Here is a 16,187-nt window from a genome sequence, read left to right as displayed (position 1 = left end):
AGTGCCCATCGCGACTCCGGAGGTCTACGCCGAGATGCTCGGTCGGGCCAAAGCCAATTCCTTCGCATTCCCGGCCATCAACTGCACGTCGTCGGAGACGATCAACGCGGCCATCAAGGGTTTCGCGGACGCGGGCAGCGACGGCATCATCCAGTTCTCCACCGGCGGCGCGGAATTCGGCTCCGGCCAGGGTGTGAAGGACATGGTCACGGGCGCGGTGGCGCTGGCCGAGTTCGCGCACGTGGTCGCGGCCAGGTACGACGTGACCATCGCGCTGCACACCGACCACTGCCCGAAGGACAAACTGGACACTTTCGTCCGTCCACTGCTGGCGATCTCCCAGGAGCGGGTCAACGCCGGCCAGAACCCGCTGTTCCAGTCGCACATGTGGGACGGTTCCGCGATTCCGATCGACGAGAACCTCGAGATCGCCAAGGAGCTGTTGAAGGCCACCCACGCCGCGAACATCATTCTCGAGGTCGAGATCGGTGTCGTCGGCGGTGAGGAGGACGGCGTCGAGGCCGAGATCAACGAGAAGCTCTACACCTCGCCGGAGGACTTCCAGAAGACCATCGACGCCCTCGGCGCGGGCGAGAACGGCAAGTACCTGCTCGCGGCCACCTTCGGCAACGTGCACGGCGTGTACAAGCCGGGCAACGTGGTGCTCAAGCCCGAGGTGCTCGCCGAGGGCCAGCGCGTCGCGGCGGCCAAGCTCGGCCTCGGCGCCGACGCGCAGCCGTTCGACTTCGTCTTCCACGGCGGTTCGGGCTCGCTGAAGTCCGAGATCGAGGACTCGCTGCGCTTCGGCGTGGTGAAGATGAACGTCGACACCGACACCCAGTACGCGTTCACCCGGCCGGTCGCCGGGCACATGTTCGCCAACTACGACGGCGTGCTGAAGATCGACGGCGAAGTGGGCAACAAGAAGGCCTACGACCCGCGCAGCTACCTGAAGAAGGCCGAGGCCTCGATGTCGGCGCGTGTGGTGGAGGCGTGCAACGACCTGCACTCGGCCGGACGCTCGATCAGCGCCTGACCCTGATACACCCGTCAGGGGCTTGGTGCACATGAGTTTGGATGTGCGCGTGCTCGGGCCCGTGCGGCTGCTCGTCGGTGGTGAACCGGTGGCCGTCGGCGGGCCCAAACCGCGAGCTCTGCTCGCCGCGCTCACGGTGAATCGGCGGCGCGCGGTGTCGTCGGCCGCGCTCGCCGATCTGGTGTGGAACGAGGAACCGCCCGACGCCTATGCCGCCAGCCTGCAGGTCTTCGTCTCCAACATCCGCAAGGCGCTGCGTAACTCCGGGGTGGACCCGGCGACGGTGCTGCGCACCGAGTCGTCGGGCTATCGGTTGGAGATCGACGAGACCGCATGCGATCTGGGACGTTTCGAAGCGGCGCGGGAGGCGGGCGCCCGTGCCGCCGAGGCGGGTGATCACGCCGGGGCGGCGCAGCTGTTCGGCTCCGCGCTGCGCGAGTGGAGCGGCCGGGCGCTGGCCGATCTGGCCGGATTGCAGTTCGCCGACGGGTTCGCCACCGCCATGGACGAAGAGCGGTTACTGGCCGCGGCGGCCCGGATCGACGCCGAGATCGCCTGCGGGCGAGCGTCCTCGGTGATCGGCGAGCTGGTGGCGATGACCAACGAGCACCCGTTGCGCGAACCGCTGTGGGGCCAGTTGATCACCGCGCTGTATCTGTCCGGACGGCAGGCGGACGCGCTGGAGGCGTGCCGGAAGGTGCGCGGCGTGCTCGCCGACGAGCTCGGCATCGACCCGGGGCCGGCGCTGATCGACCTGGAGCAGCGCGTGCTGCGGCAGGAGCCGCTGAGCACGGTCGAACTCCGGCAGGTCGAGCGCCTGGCCGCGGCGATGACCGAGACGGTCACCGAGGTGCCGCGTGCGGTGCGCAGCGGTCAGCTGCGGATGCCGGACGGTCGCGTGGTGGCGATCGCGCAGGGCGGCCTGCGTATCGGGCGGATGACCGACAACGACTTGGTGCTGGAGGACCCGCGGGCCAGCCGCTATCACGCGCACATCATGCCGAGTCGCTCCGGTCTGCTCATCAAGGATCTGCATTCGGCCAACGGCGTCTACGTCAACGACGACGCGATCGACAGCGGCGTGTTGCTCGCCGACGGCGACCTGATCCGGATCGGCGCGACGATCCTGACCTTCCAGGCGCTGCACTAGTCGCAGGCGATCCCGTCGCCGTCCCGGTCCAGCTGGGTGTTGAAGCCGGGCTGCCCGCGGTACAGCGGCCCGGCGCCCTCGGCGCGCACCTGGTCGCAGTCGGTGTAGATCTTCGGCGACCTCTCGGCGGGTTCCTCGGGTCGCTCGCTGTCCCCCTTCGGCCCGGTCCGGTTGTGCGGGATCGGATGGTCGTCGTGCGGTCCGGCGATCGCGACGGCCGGGGGCGGGACGGCGGACGCCGCCGACGGCACGAGCGCGCACGCTCCGGCCGCCAGCAGCGCCGCCCCGATCGCGGGTGCGACGCGGAGAACTGACTTGGTCACGTCTCCATCCTGCTCCCGGATCGCCCGGCGCGCCTCACTCGCAAGCGATTCCGTCGTTGTCCCGGTCCAGGTGGGGGGCGTAACCCGGCTGTCCACGCCGCAGTGGGGCCTTACCGGCGTTGCGGACCTCCGTGCAGTTCTTGTAGTAGGGACTCGGGGGCGCTTGCGGGGGCAGGTTGTTCGGCGGCGGCGGATTGTTCGGGGCCGGTGGATTGCTCGGCTGCGGCGGAGTTTGCGGCGGTGCCGGGCGTGTCGTTCTGACAGCCTTCGAAAGGCGAACGGGGTAAGGTCGTTCCGCTGGTTCGTCTTGCAAGATTCGTGTCCGCAAAGGATTTCGAGGGGTTGCTATGGCGATGCGAATGCTCGCCGCGGTCGGTGCGATCGTGGTCGGCGCGGGAATGCTCGTCTACGCCGACGGGCCTGCCGCCGCCGCGCCCGAAGCGGCGAGCCCTCTCGCGGGAGTGGGTCCGTGCGCGACCGACCCGGTGGCGACCCACGAGCCTTTGGTGCCGAAAACGCTGGAGGTGCCGATTCCCTATCCGGTGATCACCGTGCTCCCGCCACAGCTGCCGGAATCCGCGCCGAAGCGAACGCGGATGGAGCTCCCGCCGGATCCCTGCGCGAATCCCTGCCCGGATCTCACCGATCTGCCCGGCGCGCCACCGAGTCTCGCCGGACAGCTCGGGATCCCCGAAATCCTGCTCAATCCCAAACCATTCCACTTCGCGATCCCCGGCCCCGGCCCGGACCCCGGTCAGGTGCCCCCACCACCCGCGCCGGTGCGGCCGCCGATCGAGCCCGCGGCGCAGTCACCGGCTCGCCCCGCGCCGCGGCTCGGCCCAGCTCGCGAGGTGGCGAAGCTGACCGGCGCGAACTCGGTGAACCGCACCGACAAACGCTGGCAGGTGGACGGCACCGACCTCGGCATCATGTGGGAGAGCGCACCGGGCGAGATCGCGACCGCGTTCGGCGACACCGTCGGGCGCGGCTTCCATCCGCCGGGCGGCATGGGGCTGGATTGGCGCAGCAACGTCCTCGCCTTCAGCACCGACCGGGATCTCGCCGACGGGGTGACCTTCGACCGGATGGTGACCGACGACCGCTGCCACGCGGCCGAGGTGCTCTCCAGCCGCAAACTCGACAATGTCGAGGTCACCACCATTCCCACCTCGGGTTTCGCGCTGGGCGAGCGACAGTATCTGAGCTATATGTCCATTCGGACCTGGAACAGCCTGCCCGGCACGTTCTTCACCAACTACGGCGGCATCGCCTACTCCGACGATCACGGCCAGACCTGGACGAAGGACCCGCACGCGCGCTGGGACAACATCTTCGGGCTGGCGAATTTCCAGGTGAGCGCGATGGTGCCGCACGGGGGTTACGTCTACATGTTCGGCACGCCCAACACCCGCCTCGGCGCGGTGGGCCTGGCTCGGGTGCCCGAGGACCAGCTGCTCAACACCACCGCCTACCAGTATTGGCGGGATGGCACCTGGACCCCCGTCGGTGGCTTCGGCTCGGCCACGCCGATCATGGACGGTCCTGTCGGTGAACTGTCGGTCCGCTACGACGCCGCCCGCGAGGTCTGGCAGATGAGCTATCTGGACACGACGAAGGCGGCGCTGGTCGTACGCGAGGCGGACACACCGCAGGGCGTGTGGTCGGAGAGCACGCCGACGGTGTCGGCGCTGAGCTATCCGGAGCTGTACGGCGGCTTCATCCACCCGTGGTCTTCGGGTGCGGATCTGTACTTCACCATGTCGACCTGGAGTGACTACAACGTGTACCTGATGCACTCGGTCGTCGGCGAGTGAGCCGCTCGGGTCAGTGGAGCCGGACCTCGGCCAGCGCGCGACCGAACAGCTTGCGACCCTCGGACGAGCCGCCGAGCAGAATGGTCGCGGTGCGCGCGGCGGCGTCCAGCGACTTGATCCGGCCGGTGAACTCCACCGTGCCCGCCGCGTCGGCGGCGACCGGAACGAAGCCGGAGAAGCGCACGCTGAACTTCTGGATCGCGGTGGGATCGCCCAGCCACGAGGTGAGATAGTCACCCGCCAAGCCCATGGTCAGCATGCCGTGCGCGACCACCGTCGGCAGCCCGGCCAGCTGTGCGGCGTGGTCGCTGAAGTGGATCGGATTGGCGTCGCCGGACACGCCCGCGTAGTTCGCCAGGTCGCCGCGGGTCAGCTGGAACGCACGGTCGGGTAGCTGATCGCCAGGAGCGAGCTCGTCGAAGGCGGGCAGCGTGTGCACGGGCGTGGACTCGTGCTCGACCGGCTCCACCAACGGGCTGACGCCGAGCGACACCAGCACATCGTTGTGCGCTGGGTCGGTACTCCGGGATTCGACCGGGCGCCCGTGCATCATGACGTTCTCGACGATGTCGTCGAGCGTGTCGTCGACCTCGGCTCCGCGGCGCGCGACGATCGTGGTCGACCCGACGATGGCGACCTCGCCGTGCTGGTTGCTCAGCGTGAAGCGCACCAAGATGAAGTCGTTGTCGCCGAACTGGCGGATCGATTCGATGACGATCTCGCTGCGCATCCGGTCGCCGGCCAGGATCGGCCGGTAGATCTCGAAGACCTGATCGGTCTGCAGGAACTGGGAGAGGTCGTACTCGGTGAGCACCGTGTCGAGCAGCGCCCTGGTCCCGGTCATCCCGATCACCGAGGCGAAGGTCGGCGGCGCGATGAGCCCGGGATACCCGAGCGCGCGTGCGTCGGCTTCGTGCTGGTGCGCCGCGTGGTGGTTCTGTACCGCGCGGGCGAATTCCCGGACCTTCTCCCGGCCGACCTCGTAGTGGTCACGCACCCGGAATCGCTGTCCGATCGGCGTCACCGGGACGACATCGATATCCGGCCGCGCCATCGTCTGCTCCCTGCTCATGATCCCGGCCATGCTACTGCCGGACCGGACCATTGACCAGGTGAGTGTGACGTGTGTGACCGGCATCGATGCGTGGCGGCTATCACGCCGCCAGGTGGTTACTGGCTGCTGGAGGGCGGATCGCAGACCTTCCATCCGTCGTCGGTGCGCTGCAGGTCGAAGGTGCGTGCGGACCGCTTCGCCGGGTCGGCCTCGGTGTACACCGTGGCCTGGGCGATGGCGGTGGCGTCGGTGATGCGGATGGCGTCGATGCTGTCCACCACCGGGATGTTCTTGCGTTCCATCGACAACTTGTGCACGCCGGCGAACTGGTCGCTCGGAATGCCCTGATAGAAGTCGTGCAGCGGACCGCAGGTGGTGGAGCGGAGCGCGTCCAGATCGCCGCTCTTCAGCGCGTCGGTGTAGCTGGTGATGGCGCTGCGCACCTGAGCCTCGGGGGAGTCGTCGCCGGACATCGTGACAAGCGACACGATCACCGCGATGAGCGCGATCACCGCCACGGCCGCCGCGCCGAGCACGATCAGCCGTCGATCGGGCCGAGTGGGACCGGTGGCGGTCGCACCGGCGGTCTGCGAAGCAGGGGGGATCCGTTGCGGCGGCGCGACGGGCCGGGTCTGCGGCGCACGCGGACCCCCCATCGACTGCGCGGGCACGGTCTGCTGGACGTCCGCGGGGGACGGTGCGGTCGCCACCTGTCGCGGTCTGCCGCCGGGACGCTGCGGCGACGGGCGGGTGTCCTCGACGCCGGGTCCGTGCTGCGGCGGCGCGGCAGGGCCGTGCGGGCCGGGCTGTTTGGGACCGGGAGCCGGACGCGGCGTGCTCGGCGGCTTGGTGACCGGTACCGGACCCGCCGGTGGAGTGACCACGCGATCGGTGCCCGGCCTGCCGCCGTCGCCGGGGCGCTGGATGGGCAACGCGACGGTCTTCGCGTCGTCCAGGCCGACCACCGGCATCGCCATCGTCACGTCATCCGAACCGGGCGGGTTCTGCGCCTCGGCCGGGGTGGATTCGCCGGTCCGCTCCGGCGCGGGAGCCGGTCCGGCCGACGGCTTGCGTATCACGACGGTCGCGGATTCGCCGCCCCCCGGGATCGCGGCGGTCTCGGCCTCAGGCTTGCCACCGGGCGGAGTAGAGGCACCGGCGGTATCGGGCGGCGTACCCGGGGTCGTCTCGGCCGTCGCCGCGTTCTTCGAGGCGGCCGCCGGTCCTGCCTTCGCGCCGGAGTCGGGTGCCTTGTCCGTCGCTGGTCGATCCGGCTGCGCCGGTGCGTCTTTCGAAGCGGACCCACTCGCGGGGGCCGCACCGGACGGAAGCTGATCCCGTTTGATCACCACGGTGCGCGACTGGTCCGGAGCGGAACCAGGCTTCGAGGCGCTACCGCCGGTCTCCGGCGCGGACTCGCGCTCGGGCGCGGCCGTTTCCGCATCGGTGCCCGATGCTGGGCGTGAGCTGGATGTGCCTGGCCCGGACGGTGCCGGTGCGCCGCCCACCTTCCCTGCCGGGCTGTTCGCCGGTCCGGGACGAGCTGTGTCTCTGGTGCTGGGCGGGTTCGATGCGGCCGGGGCGGAGGGCGTTGGTGTGCTGCCGAGTTTCCCTGGGGTGTTCGCCGGTCCAGATGGAGCAGTGCCTTTGGTGCTGGGCGGGTTCGATGCGGCCGGGGCGGAGGGCGTTGGTGTGCTGCCGAGTTTCCCTGGGGTGTTCGCCGGTCCGGAAGGGGCTGTGCCTTTGGTGCCGGGCGGGTTCGATGCGGCCGGGCCATTGGGTGCTGCTGCGCCGCCGAGTTTCCCTGCCGGGGTGTTCGCTGGACCGGAAGGGGCTGTGCCTTTGGCGCCGGGTGCGTTCGATGCGGTCGGGCCGGAGGGCGGCGGTGTGTTCCGGCTGGCTGCGACTTGCCCCGCAGGTGGTTTCGCGGCTGATTGCCCCGCCGGGGACGGCGCGGAAGAAGCAGGAGGGTTCGGCTTACCGGTACCGCCTGCTGACGCCGCCCCAGCGGCCTTCGCCGCGCTCGAGGGACCGGCGGCAGGTGTGCTTTCCGCGCTGGTCCCACTGGTCGCGTTGGACCCAGCCGGGGTCCCGGCCGCTCGGGGGCTCGCGGCTGCGGGCCGGTTGGTGGCATTCGCCTGGTTGCCGGGGGTCTTCGGACCGCCGGACGCTCCGGACTGCGTCGAAACCTGTGGCGCGGGACCCGCGGGTGCGGAGCCGCTCGCATTGGAAGCCGGTGGATTCGTAGCCGGTGAGTTCGTACCGCTCGCTGGACCGTTGGCCGGTTTCGTGCCCGCCTTGGCCGTGTTCGCGTCCTTCCCGGGGACCGGACCGCCACCGGGAGCCTGTTTCGGTTGGCCGCCAGGGGCTGGACTACCGGTGCCCGCGCCGGCCTTCGATCTCGCCGCGGAAGCATCCGAGGCGGCTGCTGCGGCGCCGCCGGACGGCGTCGCACCCGGTCGCTGCGCCTTGGCGATGCGCTCGGTGGGGGCAGCCGACGAAGCGGAACCGCTTTTGCCCGAGGCGGGGATACGTTCGGTGGCGGCCTCGGGGCGTGCGTCGGCCCCGGCGGCGTCGGCCGGTCCGGCGCTGTCTCGCGCCGTGCTCTTCTCGTCGTTCGGGTCGGACACGCACACCCCTCGCTAAGCGGAACTGTTTGAACTCGACGGCAAGCCTAATGGGCGCGGCCCGGCGAGGTCCGGCATCAGCCCACGTCGAGCCGAACGAATGCCGGCGCGTCACCTGACCTCCGTGTTCGGCCTACGCCGTGACGCGAGGAGGCGAGGCGGTCGCCTGTCGAGCAAACCGTCGTGCGGTGCACAATGAACCGCATGACCTCGTTCGGTGACCTGCTCGGACCGCAACCGGTATTGCTACCAGAACTCTCCGACGCCGAGGACGCGCTCCTCGACGGCGCCGATCCGGTGCGGGTGGCGGCCGAGCACCCGGCCGCCTCGATCGCCTGGGCGCACCTCGCCGAGGCGGCGCTGTCTCGTGGCGAAGCCCAGGACGAGGCGGTCAACCACGACATCGTGGCCGCGTACGCGTTCGCCCGCACCGGCTACCACCGCGGCCTCGATCTACTGCGCCGCAACGGCTGGAAGGGCTTCGGTCCCGTGCCGTGGAGCCACGAACCCAATCGCGGCTTCCTGCGCAGCGTCGGCGCGCTGGCCCGCGCCGCCAAGGTGATCGGCGAGACCGACGAGTACGCTCGCTGCCTCGATCTGCTGGAAGACTGCGACCCTCAGGCGGCCGCGGAGCTGGGCCTCGACTGAGTCGTAGTGATCGGAGCACCGCGTAGCGATTCGATGGTAGGTAGCGGCCGGGTGACGGGTGCGTTCGACCCGATGTCCCGGTTCGGCGTGGCCCGCGCGAGCGGCATGGCGAGGCTACGCACCTCGTGGGCGCGGCTGCGCCGGTCGGCGCTGCCGATCATCCAGTGTTCGGTCGGCGCCGCGCTGGCCTGGTTCCTCGCGCATCACGTCATCGGCCACGCGCTGCCGTTCTTCGCGCCGACGGCCGCCGTGGTGTCGATGGGCATCTCCTTCGGCGCGCGGCTGCGTCGCTCGGTGGAACTGGTGGTCGGGGTCGCGGTCGGCATCGGCATCGGCGATCTGTTCATCTCCCACGCGGGCACCGGCATATGGCAGATCGCGCTGGTGGTCGCGGTCGCCATGGCCGCGGCGGTGTTCCTGGACGGCGGTCCGGTCATCACCGTGCAGGCGGCGGGCTCCGCCGTGCTGGTCGCCACGTTGCTGCCGCCCTCGGCGGGCGGCGGTCTCTCCCGCATGATCGACGCCTTGGTCGGCGGACTGGTCGGCGTGGTGGTGGTCGCCGCGATCCCCCTGCATCCAGTGCGCAGGGCGCGGACGCTCGCCGGGGACATCCTCGCCGTGATGGGCAGATCGATCACCGAATGCGCCGACGGACTGCTCGAACAGGATCCGGAGAAGGTGCACCGCGCGCTCACCGCGATGCGCGCCACTCAGCCGCAGATCGACTCCTTGCGCGCCACCCTGGAAGGCGGCCGCGAGATCAGCCGGATCTCGCCGTTGTACTGGAACTCCCGTCCCCGGCTCGAACGCATCAGAGCCACGGCGGATCCGCTGGACAACGCCATCCGCAACACCCGAGTCCTGTTGCGGCGCTCGCTGACTCTGGTGCGCGACGACGAAATCCTCCACCCCGGTTTGATCGACGAGGTGGAGCGCCTGGGCCAGGCCGTCGACGTGGTGCGCCGGATGATGCTGGCCGACCCCGGCGACCAACCCGACCGCGCCGAGGCGGCCCGCGTACTGCGCTCGGTCGCGAAGGGCGCGCGCCCGGAACTGGTAACCGGCGCGGGCCTTTCGGCGCACGTCGTCTTCGCGCAGGTGCGTTCGACGCTGGTAGACCTGATGCAGGTGTGCGGCGTGCAACGTATCTCGGCGATTGCCCTGCTGCCGCCGACGGTCAAGAACCCCTACGTGCGGCCCGAGGTCTGAAGCCCTACTACTCAGCGGTATTCGGACATTCTTGCCTGCCACCGTGGTCCGATTCCGGTGCGGCGCGCCGGAAGTTCGATCTTCGGGTAGTCCGCTACTCGGGTTCCGCGCGTCATCCCGCCGTAGTTTTGCGATGTGACCGCGAGTCGCGGGGTATCGCGGTCGACCACTTCGCACGTGGACGAAAGGACCTTCCGGCCAAGGGGTGTGGCAGCCGGAAGGGGGGCGGATCGGAAGCGGCGAAGAAGCGGGGCCGCCCGGCAACCCGACCGGGCGGTCCCGCGCCCACGTGTACGGCGAGTCGCTGGAGATCAGGTCCAGAACCGAGTCAGGTAGCCGCCGTAGCGCGACCAATTCGACGGAACACCGGACAGTTCGAACAGCGCGTACACCGCGTCGAAGAACACCTGATTGATCGCGGGCGTGAACAGCAGCGCGAACAGGATCAACATGCCGAACGGCTTGAACTGGTCGAGCGAGCGCCGGGTCTGGTAGCTCAGTGACGGCTCGACGATGCCGTAGCCGTCCAGTCCCGGCAGCGGGATCAGATTCAGCAGAGTCGCCGTGATCTGCAGGAAGGCAAGGAAACTGACGCCGAACCAGAACGCGGGATGAGTGGCCGAGCTGCCCCAGATCCGGACGGTCGCCAGCAGCAACACCGCGCACAACGCGTTCACGGCGGGCCCCGCGCCGCTGATGATCCGCTGCGTGCGCGGCGCGACATTGTGCGTGTGCACGTAGACCGCGCCGCCGGGCAAGCCGATCCCGCCGAGCGCGATGAACACCATCGGCAACACGATCGACAGCAGCGGATGGCTGTACTTCAGTGGGTTGAGCGTCAGATAGCCGCGCAACTCCACTTCGCGATCACCCGCGCGCCACGCCGAGTACGCGTGCGCGAACTCGTGCAGGCACAGCGAGACCACCCAACCGAAGACCACGAGGACGAACACACCGGCCTTGGCTCTGGTGGAGTCCAGCGGGGCGTCCCAGGCCAGCGCGCCGCCGACCGCGGTCACGACCACCACGAGCAGGAACACCGGGCTCGGCCGGACCGCACGCGCTCTGCGGTTGGTCGGGAAACTCATCGCACCAGCAGCCAGGGTTCGTGATGGCGGTAGAAACTCGAGCGCGGCACCGGGCGATCGGTGCGGACGCCGTCCCTGGTCACGATGGCGCCTGGCGTGCCGAGCTGCGCCGCTCGCCCCTCGACCCAGCGCCGTTTGCGGAACCTTCGCCGCACGGCCGCCCGCACCCCGGGCGGTTCGAGGCACGGCGAGACGAGCATGGCCGTCACGTCACCGGAGAACAGCAGGGTGTCGTCGACATAAGCCTCACCCTCGAGCCGCTCGCCGCCGATGCCGGTGATCACCGCCCGGCCCGCGAGCACCTTGCCGGTGTCGTCGCGAACCAGTGGCGTCTCGACGGCGCTGCCTCCGATGGCGCGCTTGGCGGCGGCGTTGCCGGTGCCGGTCTGGTAGGCGCGTGCGGCGTAGGTCTTCTCGACCGGCACGTACCCGATCTCCACGTGCAGGCGCTCGGTGCGCATCAGATGGGTGAGCACCGCGGCCAGCGCGGCGTCCTCACCCAGCACGATCAGGCGCGGCAGGCTGTCGGCGGCCAGCACGGGAAGCAACTCGTCGATCACGGCGGGATCGGGGATGGCGGCCGTCTGGGTGGTCGGCAGCGCCGCGAGCGCGATGGGTACGGGGGCGCCGTCGCAGCGGAGAACATGGGTACTCAAGCTGCCGTACACCCTCCTCGGTTCGAGCCGACACCGTCGGGCCCCTCGCCATTGGCGGGCGAACCCGAGCCGCGGCTCGCCCGTGCCCGCCGCGCTGCCGCTCGGCGTGCCGTGCAACCTTAGCCCTGCCCGGCCGCGACCACACGGTTGTCGAGCCTACGACGAGATGCGCTGCGATGCCGCCGGGGACGGGTCGGCTAGACTGTGCTTCCGGCCACCGCCTCAGTACGGCAGGTAGCTGCAACACACCAGTGTTGCCTGTCGAACCGTAGGAGACACGACCATGCCGGCAATCGTCCTGATCGGCGCCCAGTGGGGCGACGAGGGGAAGGGCAAAGCAACCGATCTGCTCGGTGGTCGGGTGAACTGGGTGGTCCGGTACCAGGGCGGCAACAACGCGGGTCACACCGTGGTGCTGCCCAACGGCGACAACTTCGCCCTGCACCTGATCCCCTCCGGCATCCTGACCCCTGGCGTGACGAATGTCATCGGCAACGGTGTCGTCGTGGATCCCGGCGTGCTGCTGGACGAGCTGGCGGGGCTGGAGCAGCGGGGCGTCGACACCTCCGGGCTGCTGCTCTCGGCCGACGCGCACTTGATCATGCCGTACCACGTGGCCATCGATAAGGTCACCGAACGTTTCCTCGGCAACAAGAAGATCGGCACCACCGGCCGCGGGATCGGGCCGTGCTACCAGGACAAGGTGGCGCGCGTCGGCGTGCGCGTCGCGGACGTGCTGGACGAGAAGATCCTCACCCAGAAGGTCGAGGCGGCGCTCGAGTTCAAGAACCAGGTGCTTGTCAAGATCTACAACCGCCGCGCGCTGGATCCGCAGCAGGTGGTGGACGAGGTGCTGACCCAGGCGGACAGTTTCAAGCACCGGATCGCCGACACCAGGCTGAAGCTGAACCTCGCGCTCGAGCGTGGTGAGACGGTGCTGCTGGAGGGTTCGCAGGGCACCCTGCTCGACGTCGACCACGGCACCTACCCGTACGTCACGTCGTCGAACCCGACCTCGGGCGGCGCGGCGGTCGGCGCGGGCATCGGACCGAACAAGATCAACACGGTGCTCGGCATCCTGAAGTCCTACACCACCCGGGTCGGTTCCGGACCGTTCCCGACCGAGCTGTTCGACGAGTTCGGCGCCTACCTGGCCAAGACCGGCGGCGAGGTCGGTGTCACCACCGGGCGCGCTCGCCGCTGCGGCTGGTTCGACGCGGTGATCGCGCGCTACGCCACCCGGGTCAACGGCATCACCGACTACTTCCTCACCAAACTGGACGTTCTATCCAGTCTCGAGACGGTGCCGATCTGCGTCGCCTATGAGATCGACGGCGAGCGAGTCGAGCAGATGCCGACCACGCAGACCGAATTCCATCACGCGAAGCCGATTTTCGAGCAAATGCCCGGTTGGTGGGAGGACATTTCCGGCGCGCGCACCTTCGAGGAGTTGCCCGCCAACGCCCAGGCGTACGTGTTGCGTTTGGAGGAGCTGTCCGGCGCCAGGATTTCTTGCATCGGCGTGGGTCCCGGCCGGGATCAGACCATCGTCCGGCACGACGTACTCGACTAGAACCTGTTCGAATTCCGCGTGGGCCAGCGGAAATTCGGCAAGATCACCAGAAATTCGCCACATCTATCGTGCTCGCTCGGCTTCGATCATGATCGGTGAAGAACTACAGTTAGAGCATGGCTCGGAACTGGCCGATGATCGAGCGCGAGAGCGAATTCGAGGCGATCCGTGCGGCGCTGACCGGTCCGGGGCACGTCGGCGTGGTACTGACCGGTGACGCGGGGGTGGGCAAGACCACCCTGGCCCGGCATGCCACCTCCGCGATCGGCGGCAATGTCCGCTGGGTGGCGGGCACCGAGTCGGCGCGCAGCATTCCGCTGGGGGTGTTCGCGCATATGGTCGGCGTCTATACGGCGCACGATCCGGTCACGTTCATGTCGGCGGCGCGCGAGGCGTTGCTCGCCGACGGGGACACGGTGATCGGGGTCGACGACGCGCATCTGCTGGATCAGCTCTCCGCCACGCTGCTGCTGCAACTGGCCATCGACAAAGCCGCCCACATCGTCGTCACCGTGCGCAGCGGAGTCCCGGTGCCGGACGCGGTCACCTCGTTGTGGAAAGACGGCCATCTGACGCGCATCGACCTGCGCCCGTTCACCCAGCGCCAGAGCGTCGAACTGGTGGAATCGATGCTCGGTGGGCAACTCGAGGGGTTCACCGCCAATCTGATGTGGGAGTCCTCCGCCGGAAACGCGTTGTTCCTGCGGCATTTGGTGGAGGGTGCGCTGGAGGCGGGCACGCTGCGTCAGGTCAACGGCGTGTGGCAACTGCGTGGGCGCGCGGCGGTGACCTCGGAGCTGGCCGCGCTGCTGGAGGACCGCGTCGAGCAGTTGCCCGAGCCGGTGCTGCGGGTGCTGGAACTGCTGACTTTCTGCGAACCGATCGATCTCGACGTCCTCGCCGAATTGGCGGGCGAGGACGCGGTGGAAGCCGCCGAAACGCGCGGGGTGATCCGGGTGGTGGAGAATTCCCAAGATCTGATCGTGCGCTACAACCACCCGCTGTTCGGTGAGGTGATCCGCCGCAGGCTCGGCATCGCCTCGGCGCGGCGTTTGCGCGGCAGGTTGTATTCGTCGCTGAAGGACCGCCGGATAAACTCCGCCGCCGACCGCATCCGCCTGGCCGAATTGGCGCTGGACAGTGATAAATCCGCGGATCTGGAATTGTTCGAGGCGGCGGCGGCCGACGCGATCGGATTGGCGAATCTGCCGCTGGGCGAGCGCTTCGCCCGCGCAGCGGTGGAGCGGCGCGGCGGCGTGGAGGCCGCCGACCTGCTGGCGCGCGCCCTGCTGTGGCAGGGGCACCGGATCGAGGCCGAGCGCACCCTCGCCAGCTTCGACCCCGACCAACTCGACGAGGTGCAGCTGGCGCGCTGGGGCAGCACCAGGGTGGCGAACCTGTTGTGGGCCATGGGCGATGCCGATCGCGCCGACGAGGTGCTGAAGCTGGTGCGCGCGAAGGTGCGGCATCCGAAGATCGCGGCCATCTTCACCGGCCTGGCGTCGGCGAGTCTGGTCAACGAGAACCGGGTCGACGACGCGATCGCCGAGGCGGAGACGGTGATGTCCGCCGACGGCGCACCGCCGTGGGCGGTGTGGTGGGCGTCGTTCGGCGGCGGCCTGGCGTCGGCGTTGATGGGCAAGGGGGAAGCGGCCAGGCAGTACGCGGCCCGTGGGCACGAGGTGGAAGCGCACATCGACGGGCTCAACCGCTTCATGTCCACGCACGCCGAGGTGCTCGCCCTGACCTTCGCCGGCGATCTGGAGGCCGCGCGGCGCTGCGCCGGGGCATTCGTCGGCTACTCCTCGCCGGGCCAGTATCTGGCCTGGGGCATGTCGAAGATCCTGCAAGGGACCGTCGATGTGGCGCAGGGCCGGTTCCTGGACGGCATCGAGAATCTGGAACAGGCGCTGGCCGCATTGGCCGCGGAGGGCGCGGCCGCGTGGATGTTCCCCGCGCGAATCCGTCTGGCGGAGGCGTATTCGGCGCTCGGGCGGGCCGGCGACGCCTCCGAGTCGATCGCGCACGCCACCGCACGAGGCGGCAGGCACAGTGCCGTGTACGAACCGCAGCTGGAAGTAGCGCGCGCTTGGCTGGCCGCGGCCGAAGGAACCGTCACACCTGCCATCCGCATCGCGGTGGGCGCCGCCGACGCGGCCGCACGCTCGCATCAGCACGCCATCGAGGCCATGGCGCTGCACACCGCGGCCCGCTTCGGCGACCATTCCGTCTCCGGACGACTGGCGGAACTGGCCGAGCGAGTGGAAGGACGGCTGGTACAGGCGCAGGCTCGGCACGCGGTGGCGCTCGCCGACCATGACGGACCCGGGCTGGACTCGGTCGCCGCCGAATTCGAGCGCATCGGCGCGCTGTTGTCGGCCGCCGACGCCGCGGCGCAGGCCGCCTCGGCCCACGAGCGAGCCGGGGATCGGCGCAAGTTGCTGGAGTCCGCCGCCACCGCCAACCGGCTCGCCGCCGCCTGCGGCGGAGCGAGCACCCCCGCGCTGCGGCAGGCCGCACAACCCTTGCCCTTGACCGCGCGGGAACGGGAGATCGCCAACCTCGTCGCCGCGGGCCTGTCCAACCGGCAGATCGCCGACCGGCTCACCGTCTCGGTGCGCACCGTCGAAGGCCATCTCTACCGGGCCTGCATCAAGATGGACGTCACCGATCGCGAGTCCCTGGGCGCGCTGATGCGCGGAGAGTCCGGGAGCGGAAAATGACGCTGCGAGCGGCCGCGGTGATCGCTGCCACGGCGGCGGGTCTGGTCTTGGCCGCCGGGTGCTCGGACGGACAGCCGCAACCGGTCACCAGTTCCGCGCGTCCCTCGGCGACAGTGGCGACGAAGACCGAGACGACGCAGGAGCGCAACGCCCGGATCAGGCAGAAATTGATCGAACTCGGCTGCTCGACGAACGCCTGCATCCAGACGTACTTCGGCTGCGAGGACGGCTACATCACCGGGGACGCGTGCGAATTCTTCCGCGCGCACCCCTTGCGCTGAGCCGC

14 protein-coding genes and 1 pseudogene are annotated in these 16,187 nt (G+C 69.5%); 9 read left to right on the top strand and 6 right to left on the bottom strand.

Annotated elements, in window-relative coordinates; translation table 11 throughout:
- Window position 1: 1 nt before the first annotated feature.
- Complete coding sequence (gene fbaA / locus ACL03I_RS01320) at window positions 2-1,036, top strand: class II fructose-bisphosphate aldolase (RefSeq protein WP_364424668.1); 1,035 nt, start codon at window positions 2-4, stop codon at window positions 1,034-1,036.
- A gap of 31 nt (window positions 1,037-1,067) precedes the next feature.
- A complete protein-coding gene (locus ACL03I_RS01315) occupies window positions 1,068-2,186 on the top strand; it encodes a BTAD domain-containing putative transcriptional regulator (protein ID WP_355071526.1) in 1,119 nt (372 codons plus the stop codon).
- Here ACL03I_RS01315 and ACL03I_RS01310 read toward each other — a convergent pair.
- Window positions 2,183-2,509: an excalibur calcium-binding domain-containing protein gene (locus tag ACL03I_RS01310; protein WP_412804928.1), complete on the bottom strand. Its 327-nt coding sequence runs from the start codon at window positions 2,507-2,509 to the stop codon at window positions 2,183-2,185. The genes ACL03I_RS01315 and ACL03I_RS01310 overlap by 4 nt on opposite strands.
- 34 nt (window positions 2,510-2,543) lie before the next feature.
- A pseudogene (locus tag ACL03I_RS01305) lies at window positions 2,544-2,753 on the bottom strand (excalibur calcium-binding domain-containing protein); the annotation flags it as partial.
- A 103-nt stretch (window positions 2,754-2,856) separates the two neighbouring features.
- On the opposite strand from ACL03I_RS01305, the gene ACL03I_RS01300 reads away from it, so the two are divergent.
- Window positions 2,857-4,323: a DUF4185 domain-containing protein gene (locus tag ACL03I_RS01300; RefSeq protein WP_412804927.1), complete on the top strand. Its 1,467-nt coding sequence runs from the start codon at window positions 2,857-2,859 to the stop codon at window positions 4,321-4,323.
- A gap of 10 nt (window positions 4,324-4,333) precedes the next feature.
- On the opposite strand, the gene ACL03I_RS01295 is transcribed toward ACL03I_RS01300, so the two are convergent.
- Together ACL03I_RS01295 and ACL03I_RS01290 are read right to left on the bottom strand one after the other, a co-directional pair.
- A complete protein-coding gene (locus tag ACL03I_RS01295; RefSeq protein ID WP_412804926.1) occupies window positions 4,334-5,395 on the bottom strand; it encodes a fused (3R)-hydroxyacyl-ACP dehydratase subunits HadA/HadB in 1,062 nt (353 codons plus the stop codon).
- Between the two features lie 98 nt (window positions 5,396-5,493).
- Complete coding sequence (locus tag ACL03I_RS01290; RefSeq protein ID WP_412804925.1) at window positions 5,494-6,729, bottom strand: Rv0361 family membrane protein; 1,236 nt, start codon at window positions 6,727-6,729, stop codon at window positions 5,494-5,496.
- Between ACL03I_RS01290 and ACL03I_RS01285 the strand changes: the two genes are divergently transcribed.
- The 3 genes from ACL03I_RS01285 to ACL03I_RS01275 all read left to right on the top strand — a co-directional run bounded on the left by ACL03I_RS01285 (window position 6,719) and on the right by ACL03I_RS01275 (window position 9,861).
- Window positions 6,719-8,023 carry a hypothetical protein gene (locus tag ACL03I_RS01285; protein ID WP_412804924.1) on the top strand — a complete coding sequence of 435 codons (1,305 nt, stop codon included), beginning with the start codon at window positions 6,719-6,721 and terminating at the stop codon, window positions 8,021-8,023. The two genes, ACL03I_RS01290 and ACL03I_RS01285, sit on opposite strands and share 11 nt — an antisense overlap.
- Window positions 8,024-8,208: 185 nt before the next feature.
- Window positions 8,209-8,652, top strand: coding sequence for a DUF3151 domain-containing protein (locus ACL03I_RS01280; protein ID WP_355071537.1), 444 nt, complete (start codon window positions 8,209-8,211; stop codon window positions 8,650-8,652).
- A 72-nt stretch (window positions 8,653-8,724) separates the two neighbouring features.
- Window positions 8,725-9,861: an FUSC family protein gene (locus ACL03I_RS01275; RefSeq protein WP_355072111.1), complete on the top strand. Its 1,137-nt coding sequence runs from the start codon at window positions 8,725-8,727 to the stop codon at window positions 9,859-9,861.
- A 311-nt stretch (window positions 9,862-10,172) separates the two neighbouring features.
- On the opposite strand, the gene ACL03I_RS01270 is transcribed toward ACL03I_RS01275, so the two are convergent.
- The gene (locus tag ACL03I_RS01270) at window positions 10,173-10,949 is read right to left on the bottom strand and encodes a site-2 protease family protein (RefSeq protein WP_355071539.1); all 777 of its coding nucleotides are present in this window, start codon (window positions 10,947-10,949) and stop codon (window positions 10,173-10,175) included.
- Entirely contained in the window at window positions 10,946-11,605 is a 660-nt protein-coding gene (locus ACL03I_RS01265; protein WP_355071541.1) for a hypothetical protein, read from the bottom strand. The genes ACL03I_RS01270 and ACL03I_RS01265 overlap by 4 nt, the downstream gene beginning before the upstream one ends.
- A 283-nt stretch (window positions 11,606-11,888) precedes the next feature.
- On the opposite strand from ACL03I_RS01265, the gene ACL03I_RS01260 reads away from it, so the two are divergent.
- From ACL03I_RS01260 to ACL03I_RS01250, 3 genes are all read left to right on the top strand, one after another.
- Complete coding sequence (locus ACL03I_RS01260; RefSeq protein ID WP_355071542.1) at window positions 11,889-13,178, top strand: adenylosuccinate synthase; 1,290 nt, start codon at window positions 11,889-11,891, stop codon at window positions 13,176-13,178.
- A gap of 116 nt (window positions 13,179-13,294) precedes the next feature.
- Window positions 13,295-15,901, top strand: coding sequence for a helix-turn-helix transcriptional regulator (locus ACL03I_RS01255; protein ID WP_355071544.1), 2,607 nt, complete (start codon window positions 13,295-13,297; stop codon window positions 15,899-15,901).
- On the top strand, window positions 15,898-16,182 hold the full coding sequence (locus tag ACL03I_RS01250; RefSeq protein WP_355071546.1) for a hypothetical protein: 285 nt from the start codon (window positions 15,898-15,900) through the stop codon (window positions 16,180-16,182). The genes ACL03I_RS01255 and ACL03I_RS01250 overlap by 4 nt, the downstream gene beginning before the upstream one ends.
- Window positions 16,183-16,187 lie beyond the last annotated feature (5 nt).

The organism is Nocardia sichangensis, assembly GCF_047200615.1.
Lineage (GTDB): Bacteria > Actinomycetota > Actinomycetes > Mycobacteriales > Mycobacteriaceae > Nocardia > Nocardia sichangensis.
This window is presented reverse-complemented; position numbering and strand designations above follow the sequence as displayed.